General features: G+C 54.8%; 15 protein-coding genes. 10 read left to right on the forward strand and 5 right to left on the reverse strand.

Features of this window, described 5'->3' with window-relative positions; all coding sequences use genetic code 11:
- Positions 1–259 precede the first annotated feature (259 nt).
- Positions 260–586 (forward strand): hypothetical protein, encoded by a 327-nt coding sequence (locus HNQ38_RS00005; protein WP_183717045.1) that lies wholly within the window; start codon positions 260–262, stop codon positions 584–586.
- A 178-nt stretch (positions 587–764) separates the two neighbouring features.
- Here the strand turns inward: HNQ38_RS00005 and HNQ38_RS00010 are convergent, their stop codons facing one another.
- Entirely contained in the window at positions 765–1,280 is a 516-nt protein-coding gene (locus HNQ38_RS00010) for a GlcG/HbpS family heme-binding protein (protein WP_183717047.1), read from the reverse strand.
- 243 nt (positions 1,281–1,523) lie between these two features.
- On the opposite strand from HNQ38_RS00010, the gene HNQ38_RS00015 reads away from it, so the two are divergent.
- Entirely contained in the window at positions 1,524–1,883 is a 360-nt protein-coding gene (locus HNQ38_RS00015; protein ID WP_183717050.1) for a DUF1090 domain-containing protein, read from the forward strand.
- Positions 1,884–2,177: 294 nt separating this feature from the next.
- Here HNQ38_RS00015 and HNQ38_RS00020 read toward each other — a convergent pair whose 3' ends face one another.
- From HNQ38_RS00020 to thiC, 3 genes are all read right to left on the reverse strand, one after another.
- A complete protein-coding gene (locus HNQ38_RS00020) occupies positions 2,178–2,963 on the reverse strand; it encodes a sulfite exporter TauE/SafE family protein (protein WP_183717052.1) in 786 nt (261 codons plus the stop codon).
- A gap of 2 nt (positions 2,964–2,965) precedes the next feature.
- Complete coding sequence (locus HNQ38_RS00025; RefSeq protein ID WP_183717055.1) at positions 2,966–3,313, reverse strand: DMT family protein; 348 nt, start codon at positions 3,311–3,313, stop codon at positions 2,966–2,968.
- 406 nt (positions 3,314–3,719) lie between these two features.
- A complete protein-coding gene (gene thiC, locus HNQ38_RS00030) occupies positions 3,720–5,000 on the reverse strand; it encodes a phosphomethylpyrimidine synthase ThiC (protein ID WP_183717057.1) in 1,281 nt (426 codons plus the stop codon).
- 293 nt (positions 5,001–5,293) lie between these two features.
- Between thiC and HNQ38_RS00035 the strand changes: the two genes are divergently transcribed.
- Together HNQ38_RS00035 and HNQ38_RS00040 are read left to right on the forward strand one after the other, a co-directional pair.
- Positions 5,294–6,901, forward strand: coding sequence for a TrkH family potassium uptake protein (locus tag HNQ38_RS00035; RefSeq protein WP_246387907.1), 1,608 nt, complete (start codon positions 5,294–5,296; stop codon positions 6,899–6,901).
- 235 nt (positions 6,902–7,136) lie between these two features.
- Positions 7,137–7,796: a potassium channel family protein gene (locus tag HNQ38_RS00040; protein WP_183717059.1), complete on the forward strand. Its 660-nt coding sequence runs from the start codon at positions 7,137–7,139 to the stop codon at positions 7,794–7,796.
- Positions 7,797–8,093: 297 nt separating this feature from the next.
- Here HNQ38_RS00040 and HNQ38_RS00045 read toward each other — a convergent pair whose 3' ends face one another.
- Positions 8,094–9,200, reverse strand: coding sequence for a M48 family metallopeptidase (locus HNQ38_RS00045; RefSeq protein ID WP_246387908.1), 1,107 nt, complete (start codon positions 9,198–9,200; stop codon positions 8,094–8,096).
- Positions 9,201–9,358: 158 nt separating this feature from the next.
- Between HNQ38_RS00045 and HNQ38_RS00050 the strand changes: the two genes are divergently transcribed.
- The 6 genes from HNQ38_RS00050 (at position 9,359) to HNQ38_RS00075 (ending at position 20,558) form a co-directional block, all read left to right on the forward strand.
- Positions 9,359–9,856 (forward strand): FlxA-like family protein, encoded by a 498-nt coding sequence (locus HNQ38_RS00050; protein ID WP_183717061.1) that lies wholly within the window; start codon positions 9,359–9,361, stop codon positions 9,854–9,856.
- A gap of 124 nt (positions 9,857–9,980) precedes the next feature.
- Entirely contained in the window at positions 9,981–10,556 is a 576-nt protein-coding gene (rbr, locus tag HNQ38_RS00055; RefSeq protein WP_183717869.1) for a rubrerythrin, read from the forward strand.
- Positions 10,557–11,713: 1,157 nt separating this feature from the next.
- A complete protein-coding gene (locus tag HNQ38_RS00060; protein WP_183717063.1) occupies positions 11,714–13,114 on the forward strand; it encodes a TolC family outer membrane protein in 1,401 nt (466 codons plus the stop codon).
- Positions 13,115–13,377: 263 nt separating this feature from the next.
- A complete protein-coding gene (locus tag HNQ38_RS00065; protein WP_246387909.1) occupies positions 13,378–16,371 on the forward strand; it encodes a type I secretion system permease/ATPase in 2,994 nt (997 codons plus the stop codon).
- A 1-nt stretch (position 16,372) separates the two neighbouring features.
- Complete coding sequence (locus HNQ38_RS00070; RefSeq protein WP_246387910.1) at positions 16,373–18,385, forward strand: HlyD family type I secretion periplasmic adaptor subunit; 2,013 nt, start codon at positions 16,373–16,375, stop codon at positions 18,383–18,385.
- 22 nt (positions 18,386–18,407) lie between these two features.
- Positions 18,408–20,558, forward strand: a complete 2,151-nt coding sequence (locus HNQ38_RS00075) for an HD domain-containing phosphohydrolase (RefSeq protein WP_183717064.1) — start codon at positions 18,408–18,410, stop codon at positions 20,556–20,558.
- Positions 20,559–20,561: the final 3 nt, after the last annotated feature.

Below are 20,561 nucleotides of genomic sequence, written 5' to 3' on the forward strand. Positions count from 1 at the left end.
CGCTGCCATACTAGGCTGACGCCGTATATATGCGAGCATCCGAACGAATTTCCAAAGTCTATTTTCCCTTGACCATAGGGCGGGGCCATATATGCTCTAAATTGCTAGTGTGCAGGGCTACTTTGTGACGCAAATGCCTGTGGGGACAATGGGGTTTGACCTGCTACAGGATATTTGTCATAGATTTATTGTTCGGAACCAGTAACCGTTAGCGAAAATAGGTTCCACGCCATGCAATGCAGTAATAAAGGAGCTTCCTATGCGTAAAGTGAAAATCCTGGCGGCGGTCATTCTGGCCTTGTTCGTATCGGCATGCAATTCTGGTCCCGAGTGCGATTCCAGAGAAGGCAAGGACTATGTCAAAAAAGTCATGCAGGCCTATTCTCAAGAAATTGGCATAAAGGATATGGGCATTGACATCGAAGGGTTTAAAACCACCAGCGCCAACAAGGATTCCTGCAAATGCGTGGCAACCGTTGTTATGGGTAAAGCCCGCACAGACGGTGAACCTCAGGTCAAATACGCTGTTGAGTTTGAGCTGCCAGTCAAGGCCAACCAAAGTTATTATATTGAGCTTATAAACTAGCCGCACCTGTCAAAACGCGCTTTCCGTTTTGTTGTACGGAAAGCGCGGATTAGTTTTGGCTGGCTATGTTGCCTGGTTTTTAACCGCTGTGCTGTTGGCCGCAGGCTATTCTCAACAGCCGTAAGGCCATTGCAAGTTCGCATCGCTTGGCATTTACAGTTATGCTAACATATGACTTCTAAAAGGATTTTTTGAATGATGTTGATGATGCTTGCAGTGCCGTCGCTCCTGCCTTGGCCACCGCAGTATCTTCCATAACGCTTCCGCCGCTCACGCCAATGGCCCCGATTATGACGCCATCGCGCACCAGCAACTCGCCGCCGCCGAAAATCACAAGTCCGTCATTGGTTGCCTCAATGCCGAACAGTTCTTTACCCGGCTGAGCGGCTGCCCCAAATTCAGATGTGGGCATGTTGAAAAAGCGTGCAGTTATGGCCTTCTTTTTCGCAATGTCTATGCTGCCAAGAAAAGCCCCGTCCTCGCGTGCAAAGATTTTGAGGTTTCCCCCTGCGTCCACAAGGGCAATGTTCATTGGAATTCCAATGTTTTTTGCCTTGTGCAAAGCTGCGGTGAGGATGGTTTGAGCCTCTTCCAGCGTCAGATCGCCGGGAAGGTGGGTTTTGACAGGCGCGGAATGGGCCGTGCCCAGGCCCAGAATCAGAACCAGTGTGAGTGAAAGAATAAGCGCGCGCATAATGGCTCCCGATCTGCAAGGTTATGGCCGCTCAGCGGCCAATTTACAACAAACATACAGTGGTGCTAATAAGCGGGCAAGGGATAAAGTGTTTTTATCCTGTAATGCAGACTTGTGGTAAAATATGATATGCAAAACAGGTCTTCATAAAGCACATATTCAAAAGATGTTTTATAATAAGAGAGGTGCTACATGATCAAAAATATGATAAAAATTGCGTGCATGTTTGTTTGCGCAATAATGATGAGCACATTCGCGCAGGCTGCACAGGCAGAGAGCATTTGCGGCAATAAAATTGCTCAATTGGAAAAACAGCTGGCAATTGCCAAACAGCACAACAACACAGGCAAGGCGGCAGGGCTTGAGCGTGCGTTGGAAAAGGTACGCACCTGGTGCACGGATGAAAACGAACTGTCCGAAGCTGAAGTGAAGGTGTTTGAAAAGCAGGAAAAGGTAGCAGAACGTCAGGATGAACTGGACAAGGCCGTTGCCAAGGGTGACGGGCAGAAAAAGATAGAGAAGCGCAAGCAGAAGCTGACAGAAGCGCAGGGCGAACTGCGTGAAGCTGAAAAGGCCCGTGACGCCCTGAAGCAAACTCCATAATGGCGTATCATGATTGAATGACAAGGCCCACGCCTAGGCGTGGACCTTGTCATTTGGGGCTGCCTGCTTTTCAGACAGGGAAGTTTATTTTCTGTTGCCGGAGGGGTGCACTACGGTTTTCTGGTTGTCTGCCTTGCGTATGCTGCCCTTGCCGAATGTTTGGGGCACCTTTTAGAGCAGATTAACTTCGAAATTCTTTACATTTCAAAGTTGTCATTCAGCCGAAATTACATTTTCCGGCTGAATCCACGCGCGTTGCGCCGCGCTGCACACTCGCGCAGTAAAGCTGTTCTGCTACCGTATGAGAGGCATCAGAAAATATTGCCACACAAGGGTAAGCAGCAACAGGCTGAGCGAAACCATCAGGAAGCGGCGCACTGCGGCGGGGCCGACACGAATGGCCAAACGGCTGCCAAGCCAGTTGCCCATGCAGCAGGCCACGGCCATAGGCAGGGCCAGGCTCCAGACAACCACGCCGTTGATCATAAAGACCATCAGTCCTGCAAAATTGGACGCCAGATTGAGCACCTTGGACGTTGCCGATGCCTCCATCAGGCCCATGCGTAAAATCCAGTGGAAAGCGAGAATCAGAAAACTGCCAGTGCCAGGGCCGAAAAATCCGTCATACGCGCCGATAAGAAGGCAGACCATTGGTGTCAGCAGCCAGAGGCGCGGGCCATACAGGGTCATGTCTTCAGCTGTGCCAGCTCTTTCCTTGCGCGGCATGAGCGTTGCGCACATGCCCACGGGCAGAAGGCCAACAAGAATTTTGCCCAGCAGGGCTGGCTCCACATGCAGCGCCAGACGCGCTCCTGCCCAGGAGCCTAAAAGAGAAAACGCCAGCCCGATCAGGGCCACACGCCAAAGCACAAGGCGGCTGCGCGCGAAGTTGCCCAGGGCTACGCAGGTGCCCAGGCAGGCGCTGAATTTGTTGGCTCCCAGAGCCATATGCGGCGGCACGCCCGTGAGCAGCAGGGCGGGCATGGTCACAAGGCCGCCTCCTCCGGCAATGGCATCAATAAAGCCCCCGGCAAATGCGGCAGCAATGCCTGCCACCAGGGCGATGAGGCCGAATTCCATATCTACCACTCCTTAAAGATAATCCACGCGGCCAGTACTATAAGGCCAAAGCCCACCGCATGATTCCAGCGCAAGGGTTCGTGCAGCCAAAAAGCAGAGAAAAACATGAACACGGTCAGGGAAATGACCTCTTGAATGGTTTTCAATTCCGCTGCTGAAAAATGTCCGTAACCAATGCGGTTGGCAGGCACTTGCAGTACGTATTCAAAAAAAGCCAGCCCCCAGCTGACCAGAATGACTATGGGCAGGGCCGCACCTTTGTAGCGCAGGTGGCCGTACCACGCAAAGGTCATGAAAACATTGGAAAAGAACAAAAGGCCCACGGTGGCCACAGGAACAGGTACGTTCATATTGCGTCCGCATGCCGGGTTGCGCCGGGCAAAAGGAATGGCACGCCTGCCACGGATGCAGGCAAGGCTGAGGCATATATGCAGGGACATACGGAGTCAAGAAATACTGGGATCAAGACTGCGCTGCAGAGCTGTGGAAAAATGAAAGCAGATATCTGCCCGGTGTTGCAGCATTTATTCAGCATCTTGTCGGCCCGGCTTGATGTTGTTTGGTGCTGGCCTGTAAAACATAGGCCCGCAGAGGCGTTTTATGTTGGTGGCGCAGAGCCCGGCGGGCACTGCCCCGGAAACACAGTTTCAGACCAGGTGGCTTTGTCACTGGACTGAAGCAACGCTACAATTGGATGTGGGGAAGAGCCCTTTTAAAAAGGCTCCTCCCCACAAAGGATCTCAAAATGAAATCGGTTTAATGATCCCGAAGCATCTTGACCGAGCAGAATTTGCCGCACATGGCGCATACTTCTTCAGTCTTGTGATCTTCGCGGCGTTTTTCAAGCATTTGAGGATCAAGGGCAGCCTTGGACATGCCCTCCCAGTCCAGAGCCTTGCGGGCAGCGTTCATAGCTGCTTCGCGGGCAACGGCGTGGGGGCGTCCCAGGGCTGTTTCGCCCACCTGGGCCGCTACGCGCGAGGCCATAACGCCCGCCCGCACGTCGGCTTCGTCAGGCAGCGTAAGGTGTTCGGCGGGGGTGAGGTAGCAGAGAAAGTCCACGCCAGCCTCAACGCCCAAAGCACCGCCAATGGCGCCTGCAATGTGGTCATAGCCGGGCGCGCTGTCGCAGCACAGGGGGCCAAGCACATACAGCGGCGCGTTGTTGGTCAGGCGCTTGATGCCCTGAATCTGGGTACGCACCTGATTGAGCGGCACATGCCCCGGCCCTTCAATCATGCACTGTACGCCGCGTTCAAGGGCGTATTTGGCAAGACGGCCCAGATTGATGACTTCTTCCCACTGGGCGGCGTCGCCCGCGTCGACACCTGCGCCGGGGCGCAGGCCGTCGCCAAGGGACAGCGTGACGTTGTAGGGACGGCAGATGTCCAGCAGGCGGTCAAAATACTCCAGCAGGGGGTTTTCGCGGTTGTTTTCCAGCATCCAGCGGGCCAGCATGGAGCCTCCGCGTGAAACAATGCCAAGAACGCGGTTGTTTTTAACGGCCATTTCGGCCCCACGCCGCGAAAGACCACAATGCACGGTGACAAAGTCCACGCCCTGTGCGGCCTGTTTGGCTATTTCGTCAAAAAGGTCATCAGGATTCATGCTGGCGATTTCGCGGTCTGCATCAAGTATCTGCTGGCCCACGGCATAGAGCGGCACAGTGCCCAGAGGGCGGGGGCAGGCTGCCAGCATGCCCAGACGCAGGGCGTCGAGATCTCCGGCGATGGAAAGATCCATCACCGTGTCTGCCCCGGCATCCAGAGCGGCGTGAATTTTGCGCTCTTCTGTGCTGGGGCAGTTGTTCAAGGGAGATGTGCCAATGTTGGCGTTGACCTTGACCTTGGCTGGCTGCCCCACAAGAATGGGCTTCAGACCGGCATGCGCAGGATTGCCAAGCAGCACCATTGTGCCTGCTTCAAGGCCGGCGATGATGGTCTCGGGCGTAAGACCTTCTTCGGCAGCCAAAGCGGCAAGATGCGTGTCCAGCAGGCCGCGCAGAGCGGCGTTTTGTGAACAAAGCGTGGTAGACATGTGTGCCTCGCGGGTTGCGACGCAGGGCGCAAAAAAAACCACAAGCGGCAGAAGAGCTTGTGGCTGCGGCTTCCCTCCGGCAGTGCGAACTGCGTCAGGTTCATAGGGTCTGGGTTTTCCCACTCTCAGCCGTGCAGCGGTTGCCCGCACGGATCCCCTAGCTCGGCAATGAGTGTACGCCTGACGCATGCGTCTGTAAATAGTGTCTTGCCGCCTATGAATAAGCATCCAAGGCGCTGCTGCCGTTTAAGTATGGAATGCTCTGTTGCGCATGATTAAGGGCTGATTGTGGTATGGCAAGGTGTTTTGCCGCGCACGCTTGCCTTTCATATATTATCCGCCCGCGATATTTGTCTGGCATTATCGTTTGGCAGTACCGTCTGACAGTCTCGTTTGGCATTGTCTCTCTGGCAGTATCCACCGTTCTGTCCATTGAGCGTGGTCTGCCGGGCGTTATCTTCAACGATGGGAGCATCCAATGTCTTTCGGGCATTATCAGTCTTGCAATCCCGCCACTCCTGGCTTACATGGGTGGAATGCAGAGGAACCGTTTCTTCAGTCCCCTCACCTGGCCCGTATTGTCATTCCTGGCGGTTATTATCGTTGGCGCAGCCTTGCTGTACGCCCCCGCAAGCTGGCAGGAAGGGCAGAGCCTCAGTTTGATTGACGCTGCCTTTCTATCAACGTCTGCCGTATGTGTTACGGGGCTTACCCCTGTTGATATAAGCGTTGTGCTCAGTCCTTTTGGCACAACGGTGGTGCTTCTGCTTGTGCAGTTGGGCGGTCTTGGGATCATGACCTATACGAGCATAATCTTTTTGCTCTGGCGTAATCATGTGCCCTTTACCAGCCGCGAGGCCGTAAGCCAGGAACTGCTGGGCGACAACTTCAACCTCAAGTCTTTCCTCTTACAGGTGCTGGCCCTTGTGTTCAGCATTGAGGCCGTTACCGCAGCTTTGCTGTACTGGCATGATCCTGTATTTTTTTATCCGTTCAGCGCGGTTTTTCATGCGGTTTCTGCCTTCTGCAACGCGGGATTTTCTCTTAGCCCCAACAGCCTCATGAATTTTCGCGACGATGTGGTGCTGAACTGCATTATTACGGTCAGCGTTTTTCTGGGCAGCATTGGTTTTGGTGTGCTGCGCGAAGCGCTCGGCATCGTCACCGGAGGCCGTATGGGTGTGCCGGTGCGGAAGTTCAGCCGTTTCAGCCGTCTGGTATTGAAGACCAGCGCTTTTTTGATAATTGTGGGCGCAGCTATGGGCTTTGCCATCGAGTTCTGGCGCATTGGCAACGAGCATGAGCTTGGCGAAGGATTTGATCTGGCCCTGACCGCGTTCTTTCAGGCAGCGGTGGCGCGCACGGCAGGCTTCAATACAGTAAATATGAACAGCCTCAGCGAAGCCACCTTGCTGATACTTATGGCGCTCATGTTTGTGGGGGGCAGCCCCGGCTCCTGCGCTGGCGGCATCAAGGTGGTGACGTTTCGGGTGTTGGTTGGCTATATTGCGGCACAGTTCAGAGGCGACAGGCAGATTGTGCTGGAAGGCCGGGGGGTGCCACGAGAGAACGTGACCCGCGCGCTGACCCTGTTCTTTCTTTATTCCATGCTTGTAGGGTTCTCCACATTTTTGCTCAGCATTACGGAATATGGCATACTGCACGGAACAATATCGGGCGAACCCTCGTTTTTGCGCATTTTGTTTGAAGAAGTCTCTGCCCTTGGCACTGTTGGTCTTACGCTGAACCTTACTTCAGAACTCAGCTCTGAAGGCAAGGGGATTATCATCATCAACATGTTTGCGGGGCGCGTCGGCCTGTTGAGCTTGCTTATGGCTGTGCAAAGCCTTCAACCGCGCAAGGCATACACCGTGGCGGAAGCCCAGCTGCCTATCGGTTAATCCCGGCGTGCCCCTGCCTGCTTCGGATGTGCGTATTTATGATCCGCTTGGGGCAAAGCAAATATTTTACTGTAGCGGGCCGCCTGGGCGCTTCTTTTTATTGTTGATTGAAGACAGGATATTACTGCCGTTCTGCGGCGGATTTTGTACAAAAGACGGCTGGACACGGCTTTTGAGACCCTGCCCGGCATAAAGGCGTTTCCGGCAGTGGCGGATGCGTCATTGTGAGAAATATATGGCGGAGAAAAAACAAGAGATCGGCGTTATCGGCCTGGGCAAGTTCGGGCTGCGCATGGCCACCACCCTGGTTTCGCTGGGGCATACGGTGGTAGGCATAGACATGTCTGACGCGCGGGTTCAGCGGGCCGAAGAGGCGTTGAACTCCGTATACAAGGCCGATGCCACCAATATTGCTGTGCTGCGGTCACTGCATGTGCAGGATTTGGACTGGGTGGTCATCAGTGTGGGGCAGAGTGTTGAGCAATCCCTCAGCATCACCCTGAATGTGCAGGAACTGGGCGGCCCCAAGATATGGGTCAAGGCTTCCAACGAAGAACACCGCAAGATTCTGCAACGTCTGCGCGTAAACCGCGCTCTCGTGCCAGAAATGGAGGCCGCTGTTATGGCCGCTCACCAGCTTACCTACCCTGGCATGCTGGACCTTATTCCCAAATATGGCGGCATAGCCATTCAGGAGTTGAAGGTGGACGAGTGGCACGGGCGAACCCTTATTGATCTCAATCTGATGCAGCGCTTCAATGTTATGGTGTTGGGCATACGCCCCGTGGGAGAGCATTCCTTCAACTTCGTGCCCCCGGCCATGACGGTGCTGCAAAAGGGCGATACCATCGTGCTGGCAGGGCGAGCCAACTCAATGGGCGACCTCAAGCCCTAGGGGCTTCTCTAAATAATTCTTTTGTCCAACTTGCTGCGCTAAAAGGCCGCTTTTACTCTAGTCGTGTACCGTGAGAGTGCACTTCCCCCGTAAAAAAGGCCTTTTTTCTTGCCCTTGGCGCAAAATCATTTATTTAGGAACAGTCCCTAGCCAGTACCGTTGTTTAGAAACAGCCTCGAAGCAGCGAAGTCATGAAGCCGCACAATATCCGCATGGTGGTGAAAACGGGCGGCAAGGGTGCCGCGCCGTAGAGCAGTCGCATACCGTGCTATGCCCTTGGATTTTCAGGCCGGGGAATCAGCTATTGTCCTGCTCGTCATCGGTTGGCGCGTTCTGGCCGGGCAATGCCCACCAGGGCAAGGTACGCCATGCGTTGTTGAGAGCTTTCTCCTGTTCAGGCCAATGTGGCGAGTAGCGGGCAAGTTCCGCCCTGTACGCTGCGGAGTGATCCATGTGGCGCAGGTGGCACAGCTCGTGCCAGCACAAGTGCTCCAGAAGCGGCAGGGGAAGCAGTACCGCCCGCCAGTTGAGGCTGATTCGCCCAACGGGCTGATTAGTCATTTGCCCGGCAAGATTGCTGTTCTGTTGCATCGTCTCATACGAGCTACGTTCGCCAGCGCTGGCTTCAGCCTTGCCGGAGAACAGACGCATAATATTTCCTGCCCATCGCCCGGCTCTGCTACCTGTCTGGGAGGAGGCGTGGTGTACTGCGCCGCTCTCAGCCGAGGCTCTGCTTTTCCCCTTTCCTTTGCTATTGCCGGTTCGCCGCGAACGGGCACAACTGCCCCAGCGTGAACGCTGATCTCGCACGCTGACTTTTTCAAGCCCAAAGCCCCCTTGCCGTGCCAGATCCTCCAGATAGGCTGGCAGCATGGCTTCTGCCATGTGGCGGCACCATTGCCGTAAGGCCTGGGCGCACAGACTGGTGTTGTCCACCGGGCCGAACAGACGCAGATAGCCAGAATCTTGTACCAACAGCAGCCGTTGTGTGCCCTGCCGCATGAGCAGGGAAAATCTGTTTTCGTGGTGGCGGGCCGCAGCCAGTTTGCCTGTAGTGAGGTCTCCTCCGGGTTGTACCGCTAACGTCAATCCGGCCAGGGGCAGTTCAATGGAGTGGGGCAGCTGTTCGCTTGGGGCCAGGGCCTTGTATTTTTTCCATGCGCGTTCGAGCCAGGGTAAAAACTGGGGCAGACTTTGCTCCAGCAACGCAGAGGACATGCCTTCTGGCGCAGTGAGTGTCAGACGCCCGTGAGCGTCGAGGGATATGCGTGTGTGTTTGGCACGCGAAGAGCACCGAACCGTAGCCGTAAGCTTTGTGCCGTCAGACAGTTGCATGAAAACCCTGACTGGAAGGGTTTGGGCCTTGAGGTGAGAGCGTAGCGAAACCGCTTTTTTTTCAGACATGCATCAACGCTGCCACAGGAGATCACGCCTGTAAAGACGGCCTGAAAATGACCGTGGCAGGCAAGTTTTTCCTGTTTTCAGCTGGCATATTTTTTGCTGTTTTTCCGAACGGAGTAGGGAGCAATAATTTCCCGGTGTCCGGCACTGAAGGAGTAATTATGAGCGTGTCCAGCACAAACGGCGTCAGCGGCCTTTCGAGCATTGATGAAATTTGGAGCATCAATAGCGGCAGCACCAAAACAGGCGACTCCTCTTCCAAGGGAGATTCCGGTGATACTGTGAGTATTTCCGAAAAAGCCAAGGCGCTTTTTGCGGAAAAGCTGGGCAAGTACACCACTTCAACTTCTGACGAATCTGAAACCAGTACCTCTTCTCAGGCTTCTGTAGAAGGGCTTTCCGGCGGAGAGTCTGGTGAGTCTTCTGACACAACAAGTGCCGCTGGGGGCGTATCCGGAGCCGGTGGCGGATCCGGCGGTTCCAATACAGTTGAGAGCATCAAGAAGCAGATTGAATCTCTCAAAAGCCAGCTGACCAGCCTTGCCAGCCAGGTGAGCGGCGGCGCGACGGATGCTGGAGTTAACAGCAAAATGAATGCCCTTCAGGCCCAGATATCGGCTCTGGAAGCGCAACTCGCCGCAGCGGAGCAGTCAGCCTAATTTCTTGACAGTAACCGATATCATTTATATGCTTAAAAAAGGGGATGGCAATGGCTGTCCTCTTTTATTTCTCGTCGATTTACAAACTTGAAAAACATGTCCGCATGTTTAAGGAGAGAACGTGATGAAAACGCTGAAGGGTAGCCAGACCGAAAAAAATATTCTTACAGCTTTTGCCGGTGAATCTCAGGCCCGCAACCGTTATGACTTTTTCTCCGCCATAGCCAAAAAAGACGGTTTCGTGCTGGTGCAGGAAATCTTTCTTGAAACTGCCGCTCAGGAAAAGGAACACGCGAAACGCCTGTTCAAGTTTCTTGAAGGTGGCGAGGTCGAAATTCAGGCCGCGTATCCCGCTGGCGTGCTTGCAGGCAGTGAAGCCAACCTGCTGGCGTCAGCCCAGGGCGAAAACTACGAGCATACGGAAATGTATCCCTCTATGGCTGCTACCGCTGAAAAAGAAGGCTTTTCGGAAGTGGCCTTTGTTATGCGCCATATCGCCGTGGCCGAAGCTTACCACGAAAAGCGCTTTTTGAAGCTTGCCAGCGACATCAAGGAAGGCCGCATGTTCATGCGTTCCAAGCCCACGGTGTGGCGCTGTCTCAACTGCGGCTGTCTTGTGGACGGCGATCATGCTCCCGACATGTGCCCCGCATGTGCGCATCCCAAGGCTTTCTTTGAAGAGCTGAACTACAGCTTCTAAAGCATTTAACTTTTTCAAGGCCAGTTTGCTTCAGATTGTTTTTTGCGGAACGGTTCGCAGCATCAGGAGCGTAACTTTGGCATTGCGCTTGAGCTTTGACGCTGGCAAATGAGCCTTTGTCAGAAAAATTACAGCGCCCAGCGGTATGTTATTAACGCAGGGCGCTGTAATTATAAGTTTTTTATTTTTGCATTCTGGCAAGGGAATTGCATAGTTACTGAGCAGAGCATGGTCAGGTGATAAAAAGAGCCGTCTGCATCTCTAAAAAGCAGATATCCTTTGCGGAGACATGCCCTCAACGTTTGAGACATACCCGTTGCACCTTTTAGCCGCGCCAATAAAGAGTCGTGCTGTTTTCGTGGCAGTGGCTGCTTCAGCCGTTGCGACGCAGAAATTACGAATAAAAATGGCAACGAGTTCGCGGAAATATTGCTCCAAAGAATCGCTGTCATTAACTGTAAGCCGCAGACACGGCAACAGCTGACGGGCCCGAAGGGCGTATGGATGACGACAGCGATTGCATGGAGTATGCGGAGTCGGTACGCGTGCTTTAGTCAAACGTAATTCCCTGTGTCACAACGCTTGGAGTATGTGTAGAGATGCTGTCCCCCCCCATAAACAGTTCGGGCAAACCCTGCGGGCTGCGGTTGAAGCTGCGTTTACTGCTCCACAGAGGCGTCTGCTCGTCCAGCCGCCGAGCTGTTTCAGCGTGAAATTGCTCTAAGAGAACGTTTTTTTATGCAATATGTGTATTCATATAAAAAAATTATTTAATTATATTATCAATGATTCTAGCTTGTTGTGATAGATTGCTTGTTGTTAAGGGGTTGAAGCCTCTTGCTTTTATGTTCCAGCTATTGCTAACTGTTTACAGTCTTTATGCTTCAGGTATTATGGTTGAGTATTTCCAAAACAGACGTAACCGTCCGCTGTGACATTGCAGTAAAATGTGCAAAAAAGAGATAGCTCGAATAACGTAATGCCAAAGAGCTTGCAGGATACCCCTAATCCGGGTATCTGACTGATCGTCTTAAGGCATGCCGTTATGAAAATGAGCTTCAGGGCGATAGAGTTCATAATGTGGGCCATTCTGGCCGGTATGCTGACAGAGCGGAGATCTGCTCGACGGTGTGGATTTCCAGTTTAGGGAGTGAACCGTGAAACAATATCTATCATACCTTCTGACTTTGGTCCTGCTGGTGCCTGCTGCTGCGACCGCAGCGGAACAGACGTATCCTCTTCCCCCGGCAGGGCAGGCCATTACTGTGGAAGATTCCGTTTATGGAGTGCTGCGCACTAACAGGGCTTTGCGCGGTATGCAGGAAAACCGTAACGTGCTTGAGCATGAAGTTGACCGCGCCAAGGCTGGTTTTGGCCCGCGTGTTGACGTTACCGGTCGCGCCGGTGGCAGTGTGTTGAGCGATTCAAGCACACGCGGCAGAGACCTGGACACACAGATGTGGGGCCTCGCTGGCGTAAGTGCCCAGCTTGTGCAGCCCATCTGGGACGGCTTTGCCACCAGATCGCGTGTTCGTACTGCGAAATCAACTCTTGAGTCTGTGAAGCACCGCGTTTTTGATACCGCTACTTCTATGTCGCTTGAGGGAATTATCTCGCACATCGACGTACTGCGGCGCAGAAAAATCCTTTCTTTAGCTGAAATGAACGTTACGCAGCACAAGGCGCTGGTTAATCAGGCGCAGGAAAGGGCCAACCTTGGTGCAGATACAGCGGCAGACGTTACGCAGGCCCGTTCGCGCCTGCAACGCGCGCTGTCGAGCCTTTCTGAAGCCAAGGCCGCCCTGCTGGTAGCTGAAGAACGGTATACCCGCCTTACGGGCCTGCCCGCGACGGGCAAGCTGGCTCCTGTGACCATGCCCCCTGAGCTGTATCAGGGCCCCGATGCCGTGCTGACGCAGGCTGAGCAAAGCAATCCCAAGCTGGCCGCTTACATGCAGGATATTCGTGCCGCACGCGGCGAACGCGAATTGGCTGATTCGGCCTTTTATCCTACCCTGAATCTTGAGGCTGGCCCCAACTACACAGACCGTGGCGGCGCCAGTGACCGCTGGATATACAGCTTTGACGTTCTTGGCGTCGTGCGCTGGAATATCTTCAACAGCGGAGCCGACCTGGCTGAGCGCCGTGCGGCTTCGGCGCGCATTCGCCAAAGCCGTCAGGTGATGTACGACTTCATTGACGAACTCAAGCTGGATATCGAAAGCACCTGGACCAACTATCAGGCGGCCCAGGAACAGTTTTCACACTACAGCAAGGCTGTAGAATACAGCAAGTATACCCGTTCGGCCTATATTGAGCAGTTCCAGATTGGCAAGCGCAGTATTTTGGACGTGCTGGATACTGAAAGTGAACTTTTCAACTCTTCTACCCAGGCTGAAACCGCTCGAGGCAACATTCTGGTAGGAGCATATCGTTTGAGCGCTCTTTCCGGTAACCTTCTGCCGCAGATGTCCATCAATACTGGACCTCTTGCGCAGAATCCGCCCAAGGACGCTGCAGACCCCCGCGAAGAATTCGCTCCCGGCTGGTTCGATTAAGAGGCTGTTATACCCCGGCGTGGTCTGCACGCCGGGGTATAACATTTGGCCTTTCAATACAGAATTTCTTCTGTCCCTTCCGCTGATTCGGATAGCCAAAAGGCTTGGCAACCGGGCCGCAGTATTGTATTTTTCATATGGCGGAAGATCGCCTAATTTCAGGTGATTCGGCTATATGCCCGGTAAACGATTCTGTTTTCCGATCCACACTCCCGCCCATCTGCAAGGGGTTTCTGCCCCGGCGCTATAGCAACGGGAATATCATGGAACAACCCAAGAACACAAATTTTATAGAAAATACCTCTGACGAAACAGCTGCAAACAGTGGCGGCGTTTCTGCAGGGGGTTCAGGAGCGTCCGAAAACGCTCCTCATAAAGACCAACTGGGCGATTCTGCCCAGGGGCAAACTCCTGTCTCTTCTGTCCTCGACGATGCTGCGAATCCTGGCGAAAGCCAGAACGTCAGCCGGGCAACGGTATTGCAGCCTCCAGTGCAGCAGTCTGATCTGCAACAAAAGCAGCCAGCGGGTTTCGCAGGCGGGGGCACACCATTGCACGGAGCCATGCCGCTTAAGCCGGGGGGCAGAATTGTGCTCGGCAACGGTGGACAAAATGCCGCCAATGCTGGCGATGTCAGAGATGCAGGCGAAGCGGTTGTCCAGCATGCTGCCGAAGCTGGGCAAGCACCTGTGCCTGCTCCCCATACGTCCCCCCATACGGCGCAGCAGGTGCCCTCGCAGACGCCGCAGCAGATGCCCTCGCAAACTTCTTCGCAAGGGCCATTGCCGCCGCAAGCGCCGCAGTCAGCTTCCGCACCCCAACAGGTGCATCCTCAGGAGATGCCGTTTGCCCCGACGGCATCAAATGGCGTAAACAGCCCGATGTCTGCCGATGGTTCTGTTCCAGCCCACGGCGGCAGCGAATCGCCGGCTTCTGCCCCCGAAAACAGGCCCGCAGGGCCTGCGGCTGGCGTTTCCAGTCAGGTTGGGCAAGCTGCTATGGATGCCATAGCCCACGCTGCGCGGCACGAGGCCGCCATAAACGGGGGGCAGGCTGAAAAAGAACGCAACATGGGGCCACTGCGTCCTTCAGACGTGGATTTTATGCCGGGTTTGTTACGCAGTCTTGCCGTGTTGCTGCGTCTTCGCGGCAAGGTAGTAAGCCCGCAGTTTCTCATGGCAGGGTTGACGGGCAGCAAGGTGACGCCGCAGGCCTGCCTGAGGGCGGCGCGCAAGGCTGGTCTTTCAGGGCGCATTGTTTTTCGCCCCGAGCTTGAGGAAATTCCTGCCCTGGTGTTGCCCTGCATCCTTCTGTTGACGCGCGACCGCTCCTGCGTGGTGACATCCATTCGTGACGGAAAAGCTGAAGTCATTTTTCCTGAAACCAGTGAAACAGCCCAAACAGTGCTGCTTGACGACCTCAAGCCGGAGTACTCGGGCTATACCATTTTTGCTGCCGTAGAGGCCGCGCCCGACGACCGGGCAGAAAGACTGAGCATCGCCCACGGCAAACGCTGGTTCTGGGATGTGCTGCGGTATTATGCGCCCATTTACCGCCATGTTGCTCTGGCTAGTGTGGTCATCAACCTGATCGCCGTGGGCAGCCCGCTTTTTGTCATGAACGTCTATGACCGCGTGGTACCCAACAACGCCATTGAAACTCTGTGGGTTTTGGCCATAGGCATTCTTATTATCTACCTGTTCAACTTTCTGCTTTCGTCGCTGCGCACGCACTTTGTGGACGTGGCCGGACGTAACGCGGATATTGTGCTTTCAAGCTCGCTGGTAGAAAAAGTTCTTTCGATGCGTATGGATGCCAAGCCGGAATCTACGGGCGCTCTGGTAAACAATCTGCGCGAATTTGAACAGCTGCGTGAATTTTTCAGCTCCTCAAGCTTGCTGGCTTGTATCGACCTGCCCTTCCTTGTCATTTTTCTGCTGCTTATCGGCTTTATCGGCGGACCGATAGTCTTTTTACCACTGGCGGCCATGCCGCTCATGCTGGGCTTGGGCTTTCTGCTACAGCACCGTTCGCGCCGCAGCGCCGAGGCCAGCTACAAGCAGAATATGCAGAAAAATGCTCTGCTGGTGGAAATTGTGGGCGGTCTTGAAACCCTCAAGTCCTGCATGGCCGAAAGCCGCATGCAGAAGCTCTGGGAATCAGTTGTGGGGCTTTCTGCCCAATCCAACAGTGAAGCCCGCAAGTATAACAACCTGGCAGTCACAGCATCCATGCTCATCACACAATTGGTGACCGTGGCCATGATCGTGTGGGGCGTATACCGTATATCTGAAGGGCTTATGACGATGGGCGCGCTTATCGGCTGCAATATTCTGGTGGGCCGCACAATGGCTCCGCTGTTGCAGATGGCCTCGTTGCTCACGCGCTTGCAGAATTCTCATGTGACGCTCAAGGCTCTGGATATGCTTATGATGCTGCCTTCTGAAAATCAGGTGGAAAAGACCTGCATGGATTTTGGCATGCTTCGGCCTTCCTTCACGATGGAAAGCGTTTCTTTTGCGTATCCACACCAGGAAAGACTGGCCCTTGACCGCGTGTCGCTGCGCATTGAGCCCGGCGAGCGCGTAGGCATCATTGGCCCCATGGGGTCGGGAAAAAGCACGCTGTCCAAGTTGCTTATCGGCCTTTACCAACCCAAGGAAGGCGCTGTGAAGTTTGGTGATGTGGACATCCGCCAGATCCCCAGTACTGACTTGCGGGGCAGGGTGGGCGTTTTGCCGCAGGATGTGGTGCTGTTCTATGGCAGTATTCGCGACAATATCGCCCTGGGCGATCCTACCATCAACGACCACCTGATTTTGCGGGCAGCGGCCCTGGCTGGCGTAACAGACTTTTTACGCAACAATCCTGCCGGATTCGCCGCTCAGGTGGGCGAACAGGGAAAGGCCCTTTCCGGTGGGCAGCGACAGGCTGTTGCGCTGGCACGAGCGTTGGTGCGCGATCCTGAGGTTCTGCTTTTGGACGAACCCACAAGCAATATGGACACCGACTCGGAGCTGATGCTGCAAAAACGTCTGTTCTCGGTCATGCAGGGCCGCACTGTGGTGCTTGTAACGCACCGTCTGTCCATGCTCCGTATTGTTGAGCGCCTGATTGTTATGGAAAACGGCCAGATCAAGATGGACGGCCCGCGTGACGCCGTACTGCAAAGCTTGCGTGACCGTTCAAAACAAAGCGTTGCAGCGGCAAGGTCTGAACAAGGCGCTGAGGCGCATCGGTTAGCGGGGAATGCGTGATATGCAGCTGACACCACAAAATAAAGACACTGTGGAAAACACTTCCTCTTCTGCGGAGCAGCCGCAAGCAGTGGAAACTGTCTCCGGTGGAGCTCAGGCTGAAACCCGGATACCGGCTTCTCCACCCCCTGCTTCTGGTCAGACGTTGCAGCAGCCGGATTTCAGCGCTTTCTTCAACGGAGGGGTTGGCAGCGATTTTCTGCCGCACCTTCCTGGCCAGGCTCCGCCTTTCGGTGGCGTGGGCGCGCCCTCGCAGGGCAGTTTTATGCCTGCGATGCCTGGCGTAGGGTCAGAAGGCGACGCCCAAATGGGCCAGTTGACGTCTCCCGGCTCTGACGCCACCCAAACGAATGCGATTGGAGGCAGTGCAGATTTCGCCCCCTTGCTGCCGGGGCAAGAGCCCGGAGAAAAGGATTTTCAGCCATTGGGGCCAGAAGGACAACGGACTGAAAAAGCGGAAGAAAGCGGCCCCAAGGCTTTTTTGAGGGAGCTTTTGCTGGGTGGCGATCATGAACAGAAGCCCGACAAGAGCCTGCGTCAGTCTGTTGCAGAAACAATGGAGCGCCTGCGAGGTGGGGGCGAGCCAAAAGCTCCCGGCCAACCGCAGAGCAATCCTGGTCTTTTTGCCGCTATGGATGCCCCTCTCAACGGCCTGACGCCCGATGACATCCAGTTCGCCAGCGAGGTGGATGCGGCCTTGGCGCGACGCCCGCGCTTTGGAGTGCGCGCGCTTTCCATCAGTGTTGCCGTAATGTTTTTGTGTCTGCTTATCTGGGCGGCCTTTGCCAGCGTGGACGAAGTAACCCACGCGGAAGGCACGGTTGTTGGCTCGCAGCGCACACAGACCATTCAGAATCTTGAAGGCGGCATCTTGCGCGCGGTTCTTGTTCACGAAGGGCAGATTGTGGACAAAGGGGCGATTCTGGCCCAGCTGGACAATGAAATGGCCGAAAGCGCCTATAGAGACGCAGTGAACAAGGCTATGGAAAACAGCATGGCCATCATTAGGCTGGAAGCTGAAATCAAGGGAGAAACTCCCGTATTTCCAGAACATCTTGAAGCATGGGCCAGTAAGCTTATCGGGCGCAAATTGGACGAAAGCACGCTGGTTCGCGCCCGGCAGATCATTCAGGATCAGGAAAATGCGTATCAGGCCCGGCGCGTGCAGCTCAATGCCGAGATTGAAGTGCTGGAATCGCAATACACCCAGCGCATGCACGATGTGGAAGAACAAACGGCGCGCAAGGTGCAGCTGGACCGCAGCCTTGCCCTGTCTATCGAACAGCGTGACACGGCGTACGCCCTTGTACAGCGCAACAACTTTTCCAAGATGGAATACCTTGGCCTGCAGCAACGGGTAGTGGAATTGCAGGGGCAGATCAGCGCCCTTGCGGCCACCATTCCCAAAGCGCAGGCCGCCGCCGAAGAATCGCGGCAGCGTATAGCCTCGCGCCGGGCAGAGCAGATAGCGGCCATCACTGATGAGGTGAACAAAAGGCGGCAGGAGCTGAACTCGTTGCGCGAAAGTCTTTCGGCAGGACGGGACCGTGTTACACGTACGGAACTCCGCACACCGGTGCGCGGCACAGTAAAGCAGATCTATATTTCTACGGTAGGCGGCGTGGTCAAGCCCGGCGAACCTATCATGGATATCGTGCCGCTGGACGACACGCTGCTGGTGGAAGCCAAGGTCAAGCCGCAGGACGTGGCTTTTCTGCGCCCCGGTCAGGATGTAATGGTCAAGGTGTCTGCCTACGATTTTTCCATCTACGGGGGGCTCGACGGCAAGCTTGAGTCCATCAGTGCCGACACCATTGAGGACAAGAAGAGTGAGCATTTCTATCTGGTCAAGGTGCGTACCCAGAAGAACGCCATCGCCTATCACAAGGAACTTCTGCCAATCATACCCGGTATGATCGTGACGACGGACATTCTCATCGGCAAAAAGACCGTTCTGGATTACTTGCTCAAGCCCATTCTCAAGGCCAAACAGAACGCCCTGCGTGAACGTTGATCCGCCGCGAAAGGAACGACATATGGCATTACAGGATTCCTCGAACAAAAAATCACGTAACCGCACTGCGGCATTCATTATGCTGGCGCTCTTTGCGGTCATGTCGGTGTTCATTGTGATGGGCGCGAACTGGTATCTGCAAAATTCCCGCGAGCGCATGATGCGCGAGATGGGGCAGAATCTGTATGTGCAGACCAATAACAAGGTGGCGCTGCTCACGGTGTGGTCTGGATCGCTTGTCGAACAGATTGAAGCGTTTGGAGAGCAGGACTTGCTGCGGCTTTTCGCCGCAGAAGTGGACAACTCCGGTCTGTCTGCCTCAGTTCTTCTGCATGAGGCTCAAAAGGAAGACTCCTCCCCGGCGGCTCCCGAAATCTTTCCAGAGGCAGAATGGGATGGTGGCACGCAGTCACATCGGGACCCCATAAGCGCCCTTGGCCCCCGTTTGCCAATGATGGTGCGCCAATTAAAAGATTTTATTGAGAAAAATGCATTCTGGGCTGCATTTTTGGTCAATGCGGATCTGGAAATTTACATGTCGCCGGGCACGCCGCCCGTACTGAGCGCCGAGCAACGCGTCTTTCTGGAGGAGGCCTTTAAAACAGGGCACCCTGTCTTTATGCCTGTACGCCGCCAAAATGGCGAACTGGTTATGGACATGGCGTTTCCCATCAAGGCTCCTCTTTATGTGGACGCAACAGGCGACAAGGTCGTTTCCGTTTTGCTGACTTCCTACAACGTGCTGCCGGTTGTGAAGGCCATTACGCGGCATAGCGGCGGCAAGGAATACAGCGCGGCCATTTTGCAGCATTTTAACGGAGAGCTTCAGCGGATTGACCCCAGCGTACGCGAGGGATTCGTGAAACTGCCCGGCTGGAAATTGCAGGACGGACGCCTGCCTCTGGACATGCGTCAGGAACCCGGGCCTGGCGGTGCAGATGAAGAGGTTAATTATACTTTGGCTCAACCTGTGCCGCGCTTGCCCTGGCTGGTAGAGCAGGGCGTAGAAGCCGTGCGCATTGATGCAGATTATGGCTCATTGCGCGGAAATGTAATGTTGGGCGCGGGGTTGGTCATTGCCCTGGTAGGCATCATGCTGGCCGCCTTGTGGTGGTGGCTTGTGGGCCGCAGAGAGCGTGCCATAGCTGACCAGTTGCGGCAGCTGTACACTGTGGTCAATCAGCAGAAGCAGATCATGGACGGAGTCAATTCCGCCCTGTCTGCTGGCATAGTGCTCAATGACCTTAATGGCGTTATCTATTACGCCAACCAGAGTTTCGCCAGAATGGCAGACATTGATGTAAACGTTTTGCGCGGCCGCCCCCATACTGAACTTGGGCCGGATCTGGCGCGCAGTCTTGTAACGCATACGCTGGCAGTACACCAGTCGGGCGGCCTTTCCAGCTTTACCGAAGCTTTGCCCGTCGAAGGTCACCAGCGGTATTTCTTCACGTCCTGCACGCCCTTCCGCGACGAAGCAGGGCGCATGACAGGCGTTGTGTCTGTTTACAGCGATGTTACCGACCTTGCCATGGCGCAGCAAAAAGCGCAGCAGATGGTCAATCAGACGGTCAACGCCTTTGTTCGCGCCATTGAAACCGTGGACAGCTACTTGCGTGGACATTCCGCCCTGATGGCTCAACTGGCCGTGACTCTGGCCTATTGCCTGGGCAGAACAGACCAGGTGACTCTGTCCACCTTGCGCACAGCGGCCAATCTTTCGCAGATCGGCATGATACAGTTGCCCAAGGAGCTGTTCACCAAATCGGGCTTGCTCACGCCAGAAGAAAGAGCGCTTTTGCAAAACCATGTGGAATACGCCAAGAGCGCCCTGGCTGGCATTGATTTTGGTTTGCCCGTTATGGAAGCCATTTCGCAAATGTATGAAAGAATGGACGGGTCTGGCTATCCTGAAAAACTTAGCGGCGACGCAATCTGCGAGAATGCCCGAATTCTGGCCGTTGCAAATACTTTTTGCGCGCTGGTGCGTTCGCGTTCCTACAGGTTGGCTCACAGCGTCGAGCAAGCTATGGAGATTCTTGACGAGCAGCCGCCCAAGTATGATATGCGGGTAGTGGAGGCGCTCAGGCAGTTTCTGCTGACGGAGCAGGGTAAAGCCTTCCTCGCCCTGCTGGAGAGCGACCGCTCCGGCGAGCCTGATCAAGAAGGGTAATCT

Origin of the sequence: Desulfovibrio intestinalis (genome assembly GCF_014202345.1) — a bacterium.
In the GTDB taxonomy this organism is placed as follows: domain Bacteria; phylum Desulfobacterota; class Desulfovibrionia; order Desulfovibrionales; family Desulfovibrionaceae; genus Desulfovibrio; species Desulfovibrio intestinalis.